19 protein-coding genes are annotated in these 14,541 nt (G+C 65.8%); 12 read left to right on the top strand and 7 right to left on the bottom strand.

Translation table 11 applies throughout. The annotated features are described in order from the left end of the window. Positions 1 to 56: 56 nt before the first annotated feature. The gene (locus AC1DYM_RS14455; protein ID WP_477339448.1) at positions 57 to 815 is read right to left on the bottom strand and encodes an MBL fold metallo-hydrolase; all 759 of its coding nucleotides are present in this window, start codon (positions 813 to 815) and stop codon (positions 57 to 59) included. Beyond that, on the bottom strand, positions 812 to 1,540 hold the full coding sequence (locus AC1DYM_RS14450; RefSeq protein WP_477339446.1) for a 3-deoxy-D-manno-octulosonic acid kinase: 729 nt from the start codon (positions 1,538 to 1,540) through the stop codon (positions 812 to 814). Before AC1DYM_RS14450 ends, AC1DYM_RS14455 begins: the two co-directional genes overlap by 4 nt. A 96-nt stretch (positions 1,541 to 1,636) precedes the next feature. Between AC1DYM_RS14450 and AC1DYM_RS14445 the strand changes: the two genes are divergently transcribed. After that, a complete protein-coding gene (locus tag AC1DYM_RS14445; RefSeq protein ID WP_477339444.1) occupies positions 1,637 to 2,662 on the top strand; it encodes a glycosyltransferase family 9 protein in 1,026 nt (341 codons plus the stop codon). Between the two features lie 112 nt (positions 2,663 to 2,774). Here the strand turns inward: AC1DYM_RS14445 and AC1DYM_RS14440 are convergent, their stop codons facing one another. Beyond that, positions 2,775 to 3,179, bottom strand: a complete 405-nt coding sequence (locus AC1DYM_RS14440) for a DUF6165 family protein (RefSeq protein ID WP_477339442.1) — start codon at positions 3,177 to 3,179, stop codon at positions 2,775 to 2,777. 17 nt (positions 3,180 to 3,196) lie between these two features. Beyond that, positions 3,197 to 4,120, bottom strand: a complete 924-nt coding sequence (locus AC1DYM_RS14435) for a LysR family transcriptional regulator (protein ID WP_477339440.1) — start codon at positions 4,118 to 4,120, stop codon at positions 3,197 to 3,199. Positions 4,121 to 4,210: 90 nt separating this feature from the next. Here AC1DYM_RS14435 and AC1DYM_RS14430 point away from each other — a divergent pair, with 90 nt between their 5' ends. Next, entirely contained in the window at positions 4,211 to 5,173 is a 963-nt protein-coding gene (locus AC1DYM_RS14430; RefSeq protein ID WP_477339438.1) for an NAD-dependent epimerase/dehydratase family protein, read from the top strand. Between the two features lie 64 nt (positions 5,174 to 5,237). Continuing rightward, entirely contained in the window at positions 5,238 to 6,347 is a 1,110-nt protein-coding gene (locus tag AC1DYM_RS14425; protein WP_477339436.1) for an FAD-dependent oxidoreductase, read from the top strand. 2 nt (positions 6,348 to 6,349) lie between these two features. Here the strand turns inward: AC1DYM_RS14425 and AC1DYM_RS14420 are convergent, their stop codons facing one another. Beyond that, on the bottom strand, positions 6,350 to 7,633 hold the full coding sequence (locus AC1DYM_RS14420; RefSeq protein ID WP_477339435.1) for an Nramp family divalent metal transporter: 1,284 nt from the start codon (positions 7,631 to 7,633) through the stop codon (positions 6,350 to 6,352). 149 nt (positions 7,634 to 7,782) lie between these two features. On the opposite strand from AC1DYM_RS14420, the gene AC1DYM_RS14415 reads away from it, so the two are divergent. The 5 genes from AC1DYM_RS14415 to AC1DYM_RS14395 all read left to right on the top strand — a co-directional run bounded on the left by AC1DYM_RS14415 (position 7,783) and on the right by AC1DYM_RS14395 (position 10,523). Beyond that, on the top strand, positions 7,783 to 8,211 hold the full coding sequence (locus AC1DYM_RS14415; RefSeq protein WP_477339433.1) for a hypothetical protein: 429 nt from the start codon (positions 7,783 to 7,785) through the stop codon (positions 8,209 to 8,211). A 35-nt stretch (positions 8,212 to 8,246) separates the two neighbouring features. Beyond that, complete coding sequence (locus AC1DYM_RS14410; RefSeq protein WP_477339431.1) at positions 8,247 to 9,173, top strand: alpha/beta hydrolase; 927 nt, start codon at positions 8,247 to 8,249, stop codon at positions 9,171 to 9,173. Positions 9,174 to 9,251: 78 nt separating this feature from the next. Further along, positions 9,252 to 9,494: a hypothetical protein gene (locus tag AC1DYM_RS14405; RefSeq protein ID WP_046968759.1), complete on the top strand. Its 243-nt coding sequence runs from the start codon at positions 9,252 to 9,254 to the stop codon at positions 9,492 to 9,494. Positions 9,495 to 9,593: 99 nt separating this feature from the next. Next, entirely contained in the window at positions 9,594 to 9,770 is a 177-nt protein-coding gene (locus AC1DYM_RS14400) for a hypothetical protein (RefSeq protein WP_477339428.1), read from the top strand. A gap of 12 nt (positions 9,771 to 9,782) precedes the next feature. Next, positions 9,783 to 10,523, top strand: coding sequence for a VirK/YbjX family protein (locus AC1DYM_RS14395; protein WP_477339638.1), 741 nt, complete (start codon positions 9,783 to 9,785; stop codon positions 10,521 to 10,523). Between the two features lie 22 nt (positions 10,524 to 10,545). Here AC1DYM_RS14395 and AC1DYM_RS14390 read toward each other — a convergent pair whose 3' ends face one another. Then, positions 10,546 to 11,406 (bottom strand): fumarylacetoacetate hydrolase family protein, encoded by an 861-nt coding sequence (locus AC1DYM_RS14390; protein WP_477339426.1) that lies wholly within the window; start codon positions 11,404 to 11,406, stop codon positions 10,546 to 10,548. A 53-nt stretch (positions 11,407 to 11,459) separates the two neighbouring features. Here AC1DYM_RS14390 and AC1DYM_RS14385 point away from each other — a divergent pair, with 53 nt between their 5' ends. The 3 genes from AC1DYM_RS14385 to AC1DYM_RS14375 are packed head-to-tail and all read left to right on the top strand — an operon-like array spanning position 11,460 to position 12,818. Beyond that, on the top strand, positions 11,460 to 11,912 hold the full coding sequence (locus AC1DYM_RS14385) for a MarR family winged helix-turn-helix transcriptional regulator (protein WP_477339424.1): 453 nt from the start codon (positions 11,460 to 11,462) through the stop codon (positions 11,910 to 11,912). 34 nt (positions 11,913 to 11,946) lie between these two features. After that, entirely contained in the window at positions 11,947 to 12,327 is a 381-nt protein-coding gene (locus tag AC1DYM_RS14380; RefSeq protein ID WP_477339422.1) for a tautomerase family protein, read from the top strand. A 38-nt stretch (positions 12,328 to 12,365) separates the two neighbouring features. Continuing rightward, positions 12,366 to 12,818, top strand: coding sequence for a tautomerase family protein (locus AC1DYM_RS14375; RefSeq protein ID WP_477339420.1), 453 nt, complete (start codon positions 12,366 to 12,368; stop codon positions 12,816 to 12,818). On the opposite strand, the gene AC1DYM_RS14370 is transcribed toward AC1DYM_RS14375, so the two are convergent. After that, positions 12,808 to 13,695: a LysR family transcriptional regulator gene (locus AC1DYM_RS14370; RefSeq protein ID WP_477339418.1), complete on the bottom strand. Its 888-nt coding sequence runs from the start codon at positions 13,693 to 13,695 to the stop codon at positions 12,808 to 12,810. The genes AC1DYM_RS14375 and AC1DYM_RS14370 overlap by 11 nt on opposite strands. Before the next feature lie 143 nt (positions 13,696 to 13,838). Between AC1DYM_RS14370 and AC1DYM_RS14365 the strand changes: the two genes are divergently transcribed. Then, a complete protein-coding gene (locus AC1DYM_RS14365) occupies positions 13,839 to 14,360 on the top strand; it encodes a lipocalin-like domain-containing protein (RefSeq protein ID WP_477339416.1) in 522 nt (173 codons plus the stop codon). The last annotated feature ends 181 nt before the right edge of the window (positions 14,361 to 14,541 follow it).

Below are 14,541 nucleotides of genomic sequence, written 5' to 3'. Positions count from 1 at the left end.
AGCGGAAGGATAACTTCAGCGGTGCGGCGAGACAAGGGCGGAACGACGAAACCGTCTCAACCCGCGGTCGGTCGGGGTGATTCGGGCGCCGGAAGCGGCAATCGTTCGCCCGGACGGGCGATCCGGTAGCCGCGTGAGACCAGCGTTTCGCCGTCGTCGACGCTGCCGTAGTGGTACAGCGCCATGCGCGCGCGGACCTCATCCGGATACTCGCGTTCCAGATCGTCCACCCCGGTGTGGGACGGGTTGCCGACGACGCCGCAGTCGTGGGCGATGAGTTCGCCGTGGGCGCCATGCAGGGCCAGCGCCTCGGGCACCGGCCGCGTATCGCCGGTGTAGACGAAGCTGCCACGCAGGGCGAGGCCGTACGAGGTGCCTTGCACGTGGTGGCGGGTCGGGAAGACGTCGAACCACTCGCCCTCGTGCCAGAAACCGCGCGTGCAGGGGATGAGGTGGAAGGCTTCCCAGTAGTTCACCCCGCCCTCGGCCAGAGCGCCGGGATAGTCGGCGACCCTGCCCTGCAGCCACGGGAGGAGCCCAGCATGCAGGTAGACCCGCGTGCGACCGCGCAGGGCTTCGTCGAACCAGAGACGAAAGAACAACCGCTCCATGCCGGCGACGTGATCCATGTGGACGTGCGTCACGTAAAGCGCCGGCGGCGGGGCGCCGTAGGCGGCCACGTAGCGGTCCAGCGTGTCCGGGCCACAGTCAACCAGGAGCAGGGGCTGGCCGTCGCGCTCGACGACGACGGCGGACGATCCGAGTTCCACGGCGTGCGCCGCGCCCGTGCCAAGGAAGTGCAGGTTCCAGCTCACTCTTTCAGGCTCCGCTCGTAGTGCTCGATCAGGGCCGGCCAAAGCTCGGCGTCGAAGGTGTCGCCGCCGGCATCGCGGGCGCCGACCTTGATCAGTGATCGCTTCAGGCGGGCCAGGTTCGCCAGCCGCCAGTGCAGCGACGGCCGGCGAAGGCGGCCGCGATCGAAGTCGATGAGGTACAGGCCTTGCGGATTGACCAGGATGTTGTGCGCATTGAGATCCGCATGCCAGGCACCCTCACGATGAAAGCGGGCGATCAACTCCCCCACCTTTCCCGCCAGCGCGACGTTGAAGGCGCCGTCGTTCAGACGCTCGGCCAGGGTGGCCGCGTCGGGAATCCGCAGGGTGATCAGGTCCGCCGAATAACGCAGCCAGTAGCGCACGTAGCGTGTGGCCAACGGCGGCGACACCGGCAGGCCCCGGCGCTCCAGTTCGGCCAGCAGCCGGAATTCGCGTACGCTGCGGGTGCGACCCCGGCCCGTGAACAGGTAGCGGTCGCCGAAGATTCGGGCCACCATGCCACCGCGCCGATAATGGCGAAGCACGGCCTCACCGGCCGGCGTTTCGATCACCGATACGCCGCCGCGACCGCCGGCCTGCGAGCGCAGGGCGTCGCGCTCACCCCAGTGGGTGGGCGAGAACCAGAGACTGTCGACTTGAGATGTACGGGTGGCGTCGAACAGAATCGTGCCGCCCGCCGCCTCCGCTACGCGTTCTTCTGTCATTTTCGGGCCGCCGTGGAGCGGCCTCCTATCCGGTGATCGATCTTGCCCAGTCTAACAAGCCGTCCCCTCCCGCCGGGAGACTCCAGCCTCTGCGTCATGCGGACCTCCGCCATCGGTGACGTGACGCACGTAACGCCACTGATACGCACGCTGCAGGAAAAGGCGCCGCAGACGCGGCTCACCTGGATCATCGGCAAGCTCGAGCGCCGCCTGGTAGGCGACCTGCCGGGGGTGGAGTTCATCACGTTCGACAAGGGCCAGGGCCGCGCTGGCGTACGCGCGGTGCGCGAGGCCCTCGCCGGACGCCGCTTCGATGCCCTGCTCCACATGCAGGTGGCCCTGCGCTCGAACCTCTTGAGTCTTTCCGTAAAAGCGGATCGCCGCATCGGCTACGACCACGCCCGGTCCAAGGACCTGCACGGCCTGTTCGTCAACGAACGCATCCCCGCTCGTACCGGCGAGCATGTCCTGGATGCCATGGCCAGCTTCATCGAGCCGCTCGGCCTGAAGCAGACCGCGGTGCGCTGGGATATCCCGGTGCCTGACGAAGCCCATGCCTGGGCGGCCGAACAGCTGCCCGGCGATGCACCGACGCTGCTGGTCAGCCCGATGTCGAGCCATACGGTGCGCAACTGGCGGGTGGAACGCTATGCGGCGCTGATCGATCACGCGATGGCTCGTGGCCTGCGTGTGGCGCTCGTCGGTGGTCCGTCCGAGCCGGAGCGTGCACTGGCGGACAGCATCCTCGCCGCGGTGAAGCAGGCGCCGATGGACCTCACGGGCAAGGACACCTTGAAGCGTTTCATGGCCCTGCTCTCGCGCAGCGCGATGATCCTCACCCCGGATTCGGGCCCGATGCACATGGCCAACGCGGCCGGCGTGAAAGTGCTCGGCCTGCATGCGGCGAGCAACCCGGAGCGCTCCGGACCGTATTCGGATCGCCGCTGGTGCGTCGATAAATACGATGCCGCCTCGCGCAAGTTCTTCGGCAAGCCGGCCTCAGAAATTCCGTGGGGCACGAAGATCGAAAAGCCGGGCGTCATGGATTTGGTCGACGTCGACGACATGGTCGCGCGCTTCGAAGCCTGCGCCGACCATCTGGGAATCGCCCTCGCAAGATAACCGCACCCCGGTAGGAGCCGATTCATCGGCGATCCCGCGGCAGCGGGCCAGGTTAGGGCAAGCACCCTATCGCCGATGAATCGGCTCCTACCTGAGCGGCGAGAGTGCGTTATCAGGCTTGCGGGGCGCGGTAATCCTGATAGGACTTTTCTTCGACGAGGGTCGAGCCCAGCTTCATGTTGATCTCGCGCTTGATCGCCGCGCGCTCGTCGTTCTCGATGTACACCGAGCGCGCCAGCTGGATGAACGCCTGATCGAAGGCCTGGGCACGCTCCTTCATGCGGATGTCGTCTTCGATCTTCCACAGACGCTGGTTGACCGCGAGCAAACGCGCGGTCTCGTCCGCGATATCGGTCTCCGAGGCCTTGTCGTTCTTCCACGTCGCATCGAGCAGTTCGAGCTCGTTGCGCACGTTGGTGAGTTTGGCGTCGTCCTTGATTTCCTGCAGCTTGATCTGAAGGATCGTCATCTTGTCGATCAGCTCGCCGTAAGAAACGGGGGTCTGGATCAGGCTCATGGCAAATCTCCGGTCGGTCAGGCGCCGGAGGTTAGCAGTTTTGCGCCGGCCCGACTGCCGCCATAGGCCGCCAGGCCCTCCACCAGATGGTCGAATACTGCGCGAACGCGAAGGCTGCTGCGCTGGTCCTCGTGCATGACCACCCATATCGGCAACGGGATATCCACGCTCTTCGGAAACAGTCGCACCAGCCCGGCGCGCCTTCCCAGCGGCACCTGGCAGGCACCGATGCCGAAGCCTGCCCGGATCGCAGCCAGCCCCGCGAGGTCGTTGTCCGTACGCAAACCGAAGAACTCGCGTCGGTACGGCATGTCCGCCGGACGGGTGGCGCGGATATAGGGTGTCTCTTCGTCGTAACCGATCAAGGCGTGGCTGGTCAGGTCTGCGAGCGTCTTCGGTCGGCCGGCGGCGGCAAGATAGTCCGCGTGCGCGAAAAGGCCGATGGGAATGACGCAGACCTTGCGGGCGACCAGCGCATCCTGATCCGGCGGCGAACTGCGCACGGCGATATCGGCATCGCGACGCAGCAGGTTTTCGGTGCGGTTGGTCGTCGACAGCTCGAAGACCAGCCCCGGGGAACGATGCCGCATGGCCGCCAGTATCGGCGGCAAGACTTCCACGCCATTGACCTCACTCGCCGTGATACGCACGACGCCGCGCAGCTCGTCCTTCGCGCCCGAGGCGGCGCGCAGCGCCGAAGCGGCGGCCGACGCCATCGCCTCCGCGTGCGGCCGGAGTTCCAGAGCGGCATCCGTCGGAATCAGCCCGTGCGACGCGCGAGAGAACAACGGCACACCGAGCGATGCCTCGAGTTCGCGAATGTGCCGGCCCAGGCTCGGCTGGGTCATGCCAAGCCTGCGTGCGGCACCGGAAAGGCTGCCCTCGCGAAGTACGGCGAGGAAAGAGCGGAAGAGATCCCACGTCGGGTCGGTCATAGCCATACAAAAACGTATATCACATCAACGCTTTTAGGCAATTCCCGTATGACCGCGGTGCGGCCAGACTTCGCTCATCCCAACGGAGCCAACGCCATGCAGACGACCAAGCACCGAACCGCACTAGTCCTGGGCGCTACCGGCGGCGTCGGTGGTGCGACCGCCCAGGCCCTCCTCGACAAGGGCTGGAAAGTCAAAGCCCTCACGCGCCGCAGCATGCCCGCCGACGGCCCCATCCAGTGGGTCAAGGGCGACGCCATGAACGCCGCCGACGTCCTCGCAGCAGCGGCAGGCGTCCAAGCCATCGTGCATGCCGTCAATCCTCCCGGTTACCGGAACTGGGAGACGGAGGTCCTACCGATGATCGACAACACGATCGCCGCCGCACGTGCCGTCGACGCACGCATCGTCATCTTCGGCAGTGTCTACAACTACGGCCCGGATACGTTTCCCCTGCTGCGTGAAGACAGTCCGCAGCACGCGCCGACGCGAAAGGGCGAGATCCGCGTCGAGCTCGAGCGGCGCCTGGAAGCGGCCGCTCGCGATGGCGTGCGTTCGCTGAACCTTCGTTGCGGTGACTTCTACGGACCGAACGCGGGAAGCAGCTGGTTCGCGCAGGGCCTGGTCAAGCCGGGCAAGCCCCTGCGCGTCATGCACTATCCTGGGCCGCGTGATCTGGGCCACGCATGGGCGTATCTGCCTGACGTCGCTGCGACGACCGCCGCGCTTCTCGCTCGGGAGGATCACCTCGACACGTTCGCGCGCTTTCATTTCGGCGGTCACTACGTCACCGGCAACGCCCTCCACGCCGCTGCGCGTCGCGCGTCAGGCAAGCCTGCCCTGCCACTCCGCACCTTCCCCTGGATCGTGGTCACCCTGGCGTCGCCTTTCTCCACGACGATGCGCGAGGTACGCAAGATGCGCTATCTCTGGCGCGCGCCGCTGCAACTGGACGGTACGCGACTGCACGCGTTCCTCGGTGCCGTCCCCTCCACGCCTATCGACACCGGGTTGCACGCGACCCTGTCATCGCTGGGGGTGCTCGACACCGGCGTCTGACGCACTGACGCCAGGTCGACGTCGCACCGCTATGATCGGCGCAACGCCATCGCGGAGTGCATGCATGAGCCAGCCGCCTGTCCTGATCGTCGGAGCCGGCCCCACCGGACTGGCCGCCGCCCTGTTTCTCGACGTCCACGGCGTAAAGGCGCGGATCGTGGATGCCGCGCTGCAGCCAGCCGCCCATTCGCGTGCCCTGGTGGTCAATCCGCGGACGCTGGATCTTCTCGCCGGGACGGGCGTGACCGAACGCATGCTTGCCGAGGGCCGACGCGTTCGCGGCGTGCGTTTTCATGAGAACGGCAAGGTACTGGCGACGGTCGAAGCCGAATCGATGCATCCGCGTTACGGCCTCACTGTCCTGTCGCAGGAACGAAGCGAAGCGCTCCTCACCGAGGCGTTGCTCGCGCGAAACATTTCCATCGAACGCGGCCTGCGCGCCGGATGCGTGGGTCAGGACGACAACGAAGTACGGGTGGCATTGAACGGCGCCAGCGATGGAGAGCGCGGGTACGCTGCTGTATTCGCTGCAGACGGCTCGCGCAGCGACTTCCGCGAGACACTCGAGATCGGCTTCTCTGGCTCGTCCCATCCGGAATCCTGGCCACTCTACGACGTACCGCTTGAGACGACGCTCGACCTCGATCACGCGCATATCCTGTTTCATCCCGAGGGAATGATCTTCCTTCTCGCGCTGAACGATGAGATATGGCGTGTCATTTCCAATCTACCCAATCCCCTCGCCCGGCTACCGACGGGAACGGTTTCCAGTGAACCGATCTGGGAATCGTCGTTCCATGTGGCACACCGCGTCGCCGATCGCTGCGCCATCGATCGCATCGCACTTGGGGGCGATGCCGCCCACGTGCATTCACCCGTCGGCGCGCGCGGCATGAACCTGGGCATCGAAGATGCCGCCGCCTTCGCCATGTACTTCACCGCACCGGGAGCGACGCCGATGGATGCGCTCGAGCGTTACCACCGGGAACGTCACGCTGTACACAAGGGCGTGGTACGACGCGTGCACGCCGTGACGGCGATGGCACGTAGCAGCAATCGCCTCGTCGCGAGCTTTCGCCACACCGCCCTGCCGTGGATGTCGCGCATGCCGGCCCTCAGCGAGCGCGTGTTGCGCACCGTCGCGGGGCTCGACCATCCGGCGCCGACACCCTGAGCTCAGAGCGAAATCGCGCCCGCCGCGTCCAGCAACAACACCACGTTGAGACTGAGCACAACCAAGGCACCCAGACTGGCAAGCACCACGACCGGCCAGCGGTTTTGGAACACACCCATGGTGTCGCGGCGGCTGGTGAACCACACCAGCGCGATCATCGGAAACGGCAAGGCGATACTCAGCGCCACCTGGCTCAACACCAGCGCGCGGGTCGCATCCACACCGGCGATCACGACGATGAAGCTGGGCACCATGGTGATGGATCGCCGCAACCACAGCGGAATACGGAAGGCGACGAAGCCCTGCATGATCATCTGCCCCGCCATCGTGCCCACCACGGAACTCGAGAAGCCGGAGGCGACCAGGGAGATCAGGAAGATCGTCGCCGCCGCGCCACCGAGCAGCGGCACCAATGTCTGGTAGGCCGTCTCGATCTTCGCCACGTCCGGATGGCTGCCGTGGAACGCACCAGCCGCCATGACCACCATCGCCAGATTGATCAGGCCGGCCACGGTCAGCGCCAGTACCACTTCGAGGTTGGAGAGCCGGATGATCCGTCGTCGCTCCATGTCGGTCTTCGGCCGCGCGCGCCGCTCGGTCAGCCCCGAGTGCAGGAACAAGGCATGCGGCATCACCGTCGCACCGATGATGCCGACGGCGATCGCCACGGCGGCACTGTCGGGCAGGTTCGGCACGAAAATCTGCTGTCCCAGCGACGCCCAGCCCACCGGCGCCACGAACAGCTCGACGAGATAGGAAAGACCGACCACGCCGACCAGCGCACCGATGGCCAGTTCGAGCCGGCGATAACCCATGCCTTCGAGCAGCAGCAAGGCGTACGTGACGACGCCGGTGATGGCCATGCCGACCAGAAGCGGAAGGTGGAACAGCAGGCTCAGACCGATCGCGCCACCCAGGAACTCGGCGAGGTCTGTCGCCATCGCCGCCAGTTCGCTGACCACCCACATCACGTAGACGAGCGGCTTGGGCAGACGCTCGCGACACAGCTGGGCCAGGTCGCGACCGGTTACGATGCCCAGGCGTGCCGACAGACTCTGAAACAGCATGGCGACGAGGTTGGCCAGGACCACCACCCAGAGCAGCCCGTAGCCGTACCGCGCACCCGCCTGGATATTGGTCGCGAAGTTGCCCGGGTCGATATAGGCCACCGACACGACGATCGCCGGCCCGGCGAACGGTGCCAGCCCGGCAAGCCCCGTCCGTCGGCCTTGCAGGACGTCCTGCATGACTTGGGTGTCGCGTGCACGCCTGACTTCGTCTCTCACCACAGCGTCCGATGGGCGGAAGGCGCCCGTAGCCGGATTAAGACCAGCATCGCGTACACAGGACGTTAATGTGTGAAACCCGTGCGCGGGCACTTCGCGGCTCCTCCACAAGGCGCAGCCTATATCTCGTGGGGATTCCCGGAGGCGCCATGACCACGATCATCCAACCCGGTCCCCGCGTCAGCGGGTTTTCCGCCGCGAGGCAAGACGACGTCGGCTACTGCGTGCTCGCCGACCTGAGCAGCCCGCCGACCGATCCCTGGCTACGCCTGTTCGCCACCCGCTGCGAGGCCGTGTTTTCCCGGCACACCTCGCCGGACATTCGCTGGGTGGAAAACAAGATCTGGTTTCGTGTTCCCTCCCCCGATCTGGTCGGCGAGTACGCCCGCCTGATTGTTGAAGCCGCCACGGGTGCCAGCGCCGACTTTGACGAACAACAACGCCTTGAAGTCGAGCGCGCCGACGCCCTCGCGCGTAAGTCGCACGATCTCGACGACCTGCTCAACCAGGTGAACGCCGCATTGCCCGAGTGGGCCGAACAGGGAGCGCCCGCAAGCCAGGGGAAAGCGACGGGCTGATACGGTCGGGTCCGCACTGACTTCAAGGCTTATCCATGCATCGTGTCCGGATCGCGCTGTTGGCCGCGTCCTTCTTTGTGGCCTGCACCGGCCACGCTTCCACGCGAGGCGCGGCCGAACCCGCGGGCCACGTGAGCATCGATCTGTGGCCATCGATGCCGCCCGGCGAGGGCCCTGGCCCGCGCGGACCCGAACGCATTTCTACCAGCGGCGCCGTCTCCAACGTGAGCGTGCCGCGCATCGAGATCTACACTCCGGCCCATCCCAACGGCACGGCGATCATCGTCATCGGCGGTGGCGGTTACGCACGCATCGGCATGGGGCACGAAGTGATGCCGACGGCGGCGTGGCTCGAAACCCAGGGCGTCACCGCCGTGGTGCTCTACTACCGACTACCCGCCGACCACTGGCCGGCGGTCGCGCCCTTCCAGGATGCGCAACGTGCCATACGCGTCCTACGCGCGCACGCCCAGCAACTGGGGATCAATCCGGCGCGTGTCGGCGTCCTCGGTTTTTCCGCCGGTGGCAACCTCGCTGGCATCGCCGAGACACGCTCCGCCGCCAACTTCTACCGTCCCGTCGACGCGGCCGACCAGTTATCGGCGCGACCCGATTTCGCGGCGCTGCTCTATCCGGTCATATCGCTTGAGCAGCCCTACGACACCACCCGCTCCGGCCGCGAATTATCGACCCAGGCCGATGCGGCGCAGGCGTACTCCGTGCAGTTGCACGTGACCCACAACGCGCCGCCGACCTTCCTCGCCCAGACCAAGGACGATCCCATCGCGAACATCGGCAACAGCCAGATCATGTACGAGGCCCTGAAGCAGAACGGTGTCCCCGCCGAGCTGCATGTGTTCGACACCGGCGGCCACGGCTGGGGCATGGGCACGCCCGGCTCGGAGGTGGCCGCGTGGCCAGGGCTGTTCGCTACCTGGGCACGACGCAACGGTTTCCTGTGACGTTCTTCACACACCCGCGCTAAAGGCCGGGCGACCCTCGCCGATCTTTCTTAAGGAAGACCCTGGAGCCGAGACGCCATGCCTGTCCAGCACGCCCGCCACGTCAACCTGCAATTGGTCCTGTCCCAGCTCGAAGCCGAGGGCATCGTCGGCTACGCCGATCAGGCCGAGCATCTGGGCAATGTCACGGAAGGTCGCCTCGCTGCCATGGCCCAGGGCGGCCCCATCGACGTGTTGTTCTCCCAGCATGTGGAGTGGGCCCTGCACCGAAGAAAGGGCTGGATGGACGAACTGCACGAGGACGATCCGCTGGAGGTGTGAGGCCAGGAGGCCTGTCGCACATCCTTTCGAAAACTGAAAGGTAGCCGAAAGATTTTACGAAGAGACTCCGCGCTCGTCCCCGCGAAGCTCCCCCCCCACATGATCGCCCTGCAACGGATTGCTAAGAGCTTCCGCCAGCGTAACGACTGGCAGTCGCGTCGCTCGTCGCGTGTCTACGCGGCCGCCTACGCGGCGCGATGCCTCGTTGCACCGCTCCGTCACCTGCGCTGGCTCGGCCTGCTCCAGAGCCACCCCGCCCTGCGCGAAGCTGCGTAACGTGATGGCCGTCTGGTCGAGCGTTGGCAGCACCGCTTCATCAGCCGGCGCTTCGGCGCGCGTAAGCGTCTCGATGCCCTCACGGACCACTACGGCTTCGTCGTCTCGTCCTTGCCCGAGGGCTTGCTCGAGAAGATGTACGCCGACGGCCAGGTGGTGCTCGCCGAGGCCGCGATGAAAAACGGCGAACCGCTGCGCGTGCTGCTCATGCCGCCGACACGCAAAGGCTGCGAAGGCGAACTGAACCTCGCGCTGGCGACGGTCGACGACACCCTGCTCTTCTCCGTCACCCTCACCGTCCTGCCATCCACGGGCGAGCTGCTGGTCGGTTGCCTGCAAGGCCCCAACACCGAGGATGGCCAGGAGCGCGTGCGCCTGGTCACCCGCCAGTGCCACGGCCTGCGCCCGAAGAACCTGCTCCTTTCCCTGCTATATGGCTTCGCCGCGCAGCACGGGCTGCCGCGCCTGCGCGGGATCAGCAACGACGGCCATGCGCGCTCGGGGCGGATCAAGGCCAGCTACGACACGTTCTGGATCGAGTCCGCTCGCGTCCTCGCCGGTGACGGCTTCTTCGACCTGCCGCCGACCGAGCCGGAACGCAGTGAGCTGGAGGTCGCCAGCAAGCATCGTTCGGCGTTCCGCCAGCGCGAGGCGCTGCGCCGCGAACTCGTCGCCGGCACGCTGTTCGCCCTGAGCCTGCCGACGATTGAAGCGCTGGACGCCATGCACCAAGAGAACCTGCGCGCCGCCTGATCCTGGCGACAGCGTGAGTGGTTCAGCCCACGCGGTTGATGAGTCGACCGATGCCCGTGATCTCGATCTCGATGACGTCGCCGCGACGCAAGGCGGTCGGTGGCTTGCGTCCGATCCCCACGCCTTCCGGCGTGCCCGTTGCGATGATGTCGCCCGGCAGCAGGGTGATACCGGCGGAGATCGTTTCGACCAGCGTCGGGATGTCGAAGATGAGGTCGCGCGTGTTCGCGCGCTGGCGAAGCCCGCCATTCACCCAACACGACAGGTCGAGCGACGCGCCGTCGATAGCGTCGGCGGTCACGGCGAACGGTCCCATCGGCGCAAACGTGTCGAACGATTTGCCCATGAACCACTGCTTGTGTCGCTTCTGCCAGTCGCGGGCGGTCACGTCGTTGATGATGGTGTAGCCCCAGACGTGACGCATGGCCTCGGCGCGCGTGATGCCCCGACCGCCGATGCCAATAATGACGGCCAGCTCGGCCTCGTAGTCGAGGAAGTCGGTCACGCCCTCGGCCGCCCAGATGGCCGAGCCGTGGCCGATGACGCACTCGGGCGCCTTGGTAAACACGATGGGAGCCGTCGGCAGGTCTTCCGGCGCCCCCGTGTGCCCTGCATCGAATCCGCTGCCGGCGAACTCCTTCGCGTGGGCCGCGTAGTTCTTGCCGACACAGAAGAGGTTGCGTCGCGGACGGGGGATCGGGGCGAGGAGTTCGACGCTCGCGACGGCCACGGAGGCGCCGCTCGCTTCGGCGGTTCCCGCGAAGACGTCGTGCAGGTCGGACACCGGTCGGCCTGCGACCCGCACTGGCGTGACCGACAGGCCATCGGGCGAGACCTGCCCCACACGGACTTCGCCCTCATGGCGATACGTGGCGTACTTCATGGGTTTTCGAGCCTCCCGCGGGGCATTGACTTCGTCGATGATGTATTTACACTATGTATATGCATCAGTCCATACCCGCCACCGACCTGCCCTGCGCCTGCACCACGATGCGCAAGGCCACCCGCGCCCTCAGCCGCCTCTACGACGACACGCTGGCGCCCCTCGGCGTGACCGTCGCCCAGTTCGGCATCCTCAAGGCCATCTGGCGAGAGCCGGGGCTGGCGTTAAGTCGCCTGGCGGATGAGATGGTGATGGACCGCACCTCGCTCTACCGGATGCTCACCCCGATGACGTCGGCCGGCTGGATTGCCATCGCTTCGCCGACGAAGGGCCGGGCCAAGACGGCCACCCTCACCGCGGAGGGAGAATCCCTGCTTGTGCAAGCGCGCCAGCTCTGGGACGACGCGCAGAACCGCGTGGTCGGCACCTACGGCGCCGAGCGCTGGCAAGTGCTCGAAAGCGCGATTGCCGAACTGACCCGACTCAGTGTCGGGCTCAACGCCTGATCCATCCCCGACGCCATTCCATCCGGAGACTCCCATGCCCTTCGTCCGCATCGACCTGCTTCGTGGCAAAGACACGTCCTATCGCAGCAAGCTTGGCCAAGCCGTTTACGACGCGCTGAGCAGTATCGGCGCACCCGAGAACGACCGCTTCCAGGTCATCGCCGAACACGATCCCGATGGCCTCATCTTCGATCGCACCTACCTGGGCATCGATCGCGGCGACAACTTCGTCGCGATACAGATCACCTTCAACGAAGGCCGCACGCTCGAGCAGAAGAAGGCCCTCTACAAGGCCATCGTCAAAAACATGGGCGATTCGGTCGGCATGCGTCCGCAGGACGTCTTCATCAGCCTGGTCGAAATCAAGAAAGAAAACTGGTCCTTCGGCAACGGCGAAGCGCAATACGCTCCCTGAGCAAAGATGGCCCGGCGCCGACTCTCATGGAACCAGCCATGCCAACCTACATCGTCCGCAGCACCCTGGCCTCACTCGCCGCCCCCACCAAACAACGCATCGCCCAGGCGATCACAACCGCCCACGCCGACATCACCGGCGCCAACACCTTCTTCGCCCAGGTCGTCTTCGACCACGCCCCGGGCGACGACTGGTTTATCGGCGGCGTGCCCGCTGAAGGCGACACCCTCTTCGTTCACGGCCATGTTCGCAGCGGCCGTACCGACGACCAGAAGCGAACGCTGGTCGAACGTCTGGTCCGCGATGTCGCCGAAGCGTCAGGCCTGCCAACGCGAGCGATCTGGATCTACCTCAGCGAAATCCGCCCCAGCCTCATGGCCGAGTTTGGTCACGTGCTTCCGGAGCCGGGTGAAGAACCGGCGTGGTTCGATGCCTTGCCTGAAGACGATCGCCGCAGGCTCGCAGCGATTGCGGAGCGCGCTAAGCCGTAAGCCTCTCGACCATCGCCGCCTGCAGAAAGTCGATGAAACGCCTCACGCGCGGCGGCTGGTAGGTATTCGCGTGATACATCGCGTGAATCGGCGACGGGGCCGACCACGCGGGAGCGTTGACCAGTGCGAGGCGCCCCTCCCGCACGTCGTCCGCCACAGCCCATTGCTGGCGATACGCAAATCCATGACCGCGTATCGCCCACTTACGAATGACCTCGCTGTCGGTGCACTCGTGATAGCGGCGCACGCGCACCGTTGTGTCGCCAAGGCGCCATTCATCGCGTGGGCCCGCGTTCGTTGTAAGCACCAAGGTGGGTAGCTCGACAAGATCCTCCGGTCGCGACGGCGTGCCGTGCGTCTGGATGCACGAGGGCGACGCGCAGACCACACGGCGACTGTCGATCAGATGACGCGCCACCAACGCACTGTCCTCGAGCGGACCGACACGGATGGCGACATCCACGTCATCGGGAACGAATCGAGAAATCGAATCAGCAAGCGAAAGAACGATCCGCACATCGGGATGGATGGCCATGAACCCATCAAGGATGTCGAGCAGCAGGTTGCGTCCGAGATCCGACGGCGCAGAAACGCGCAAGGTGCCGCTCACCATATCGGTGCCACTACGCACGGCTCGCTCGCCTTCCTTCATCGCATCGATGGCGATGCGGCAATAACCGAGATAGGTGCGACCTTCGTCGGTGAGGCGAAGCTGGCGCGTGGTCCGCTCGAACAACCTCGCCCCCACCGCGGCTTCGATGCGTTGTACGCAGGCGCTGGCTGCCGCCGGCGAGAGCCCGGCACGACGGCCCGCGGCGGACAGGCTACCCAGGTCGGCGGCGTCGACGAGCAGCTGCATGTCGCTCAGACGGTTCATGGCGTCGCGTCCGGTCAGGCGGGCTGCCTGGTCGGATCATCTTCAAATACCATTTGAAGGTCAATGAAGAACCAGGCCAATTATCAAAACCCAGGCCGGCGGCGAGGATGACCCCACCCACCCTCACCCAAGGTGCTCCCGTCATGAAGCTCTCCCCACTCTTCGTCCTGACCACTGCCCTCGCCATGGCGGCCTCGTCGTTCACCGCCTCTGCCGCGGAGGCTCCCTCGACCGGCCCAGGTGTGCTGGCCGGCGCCTGGACCCTGGTCCGTTGCGACAACGTCTATCCGGATGGCCACCGCGTCGAACTCTACGGGCCGAACCCCGAAGGCCTGTGGCTGATCGATGCGCAGGGCAATTACATGATGGATATCGTGCGGGCCAACCGCATGCCCTTCGCCGTCAACGACAAGTCCAAGGGCACGCCGGAGGAATACCGCGCCGCCTCGCTCGACTTCAACGCGCACTACGGCACGGTGAGCGTCGAGGGCATGGTCATGCACAGCCATATGAAGCAGGCGTCGTTTCCCAACTGGGACGGAAAAGGCGGCGACAGTACGTTTGTCATCAAGGGCGACGAGTTGACGTACACCGTGGCGAAGCCGTCGAGTGGCGCAGCGGAAGGCGCGCATGGCGAGGTCGTCTGGCGCCGTGTGCGTCAGTGACGACCAAGGTCGGCGCGCCTTCGATCAGGCGTTACCGACAAAGGCCGCCCACACCAGCGAGATGCCCGAGCAAAGAATCAGGGCGTCGACCACGTGAGCATAGCGGTGGGCAGGAATGCGGCCCACGATGGACTTGCCAAAGAAGGTCCCCGCCATGAGCGACGCGCCGACGATCAGCCCC

The sequence above is a fragment of the Luteibacter sp. P1_D3 genome, from assembly GCF_056406135.1.
The sequence above is the reverse complement of the archived record's forward strand: the minus strand, read 5'-3'. Positions and strand labels throughout refer to the sequence as shown.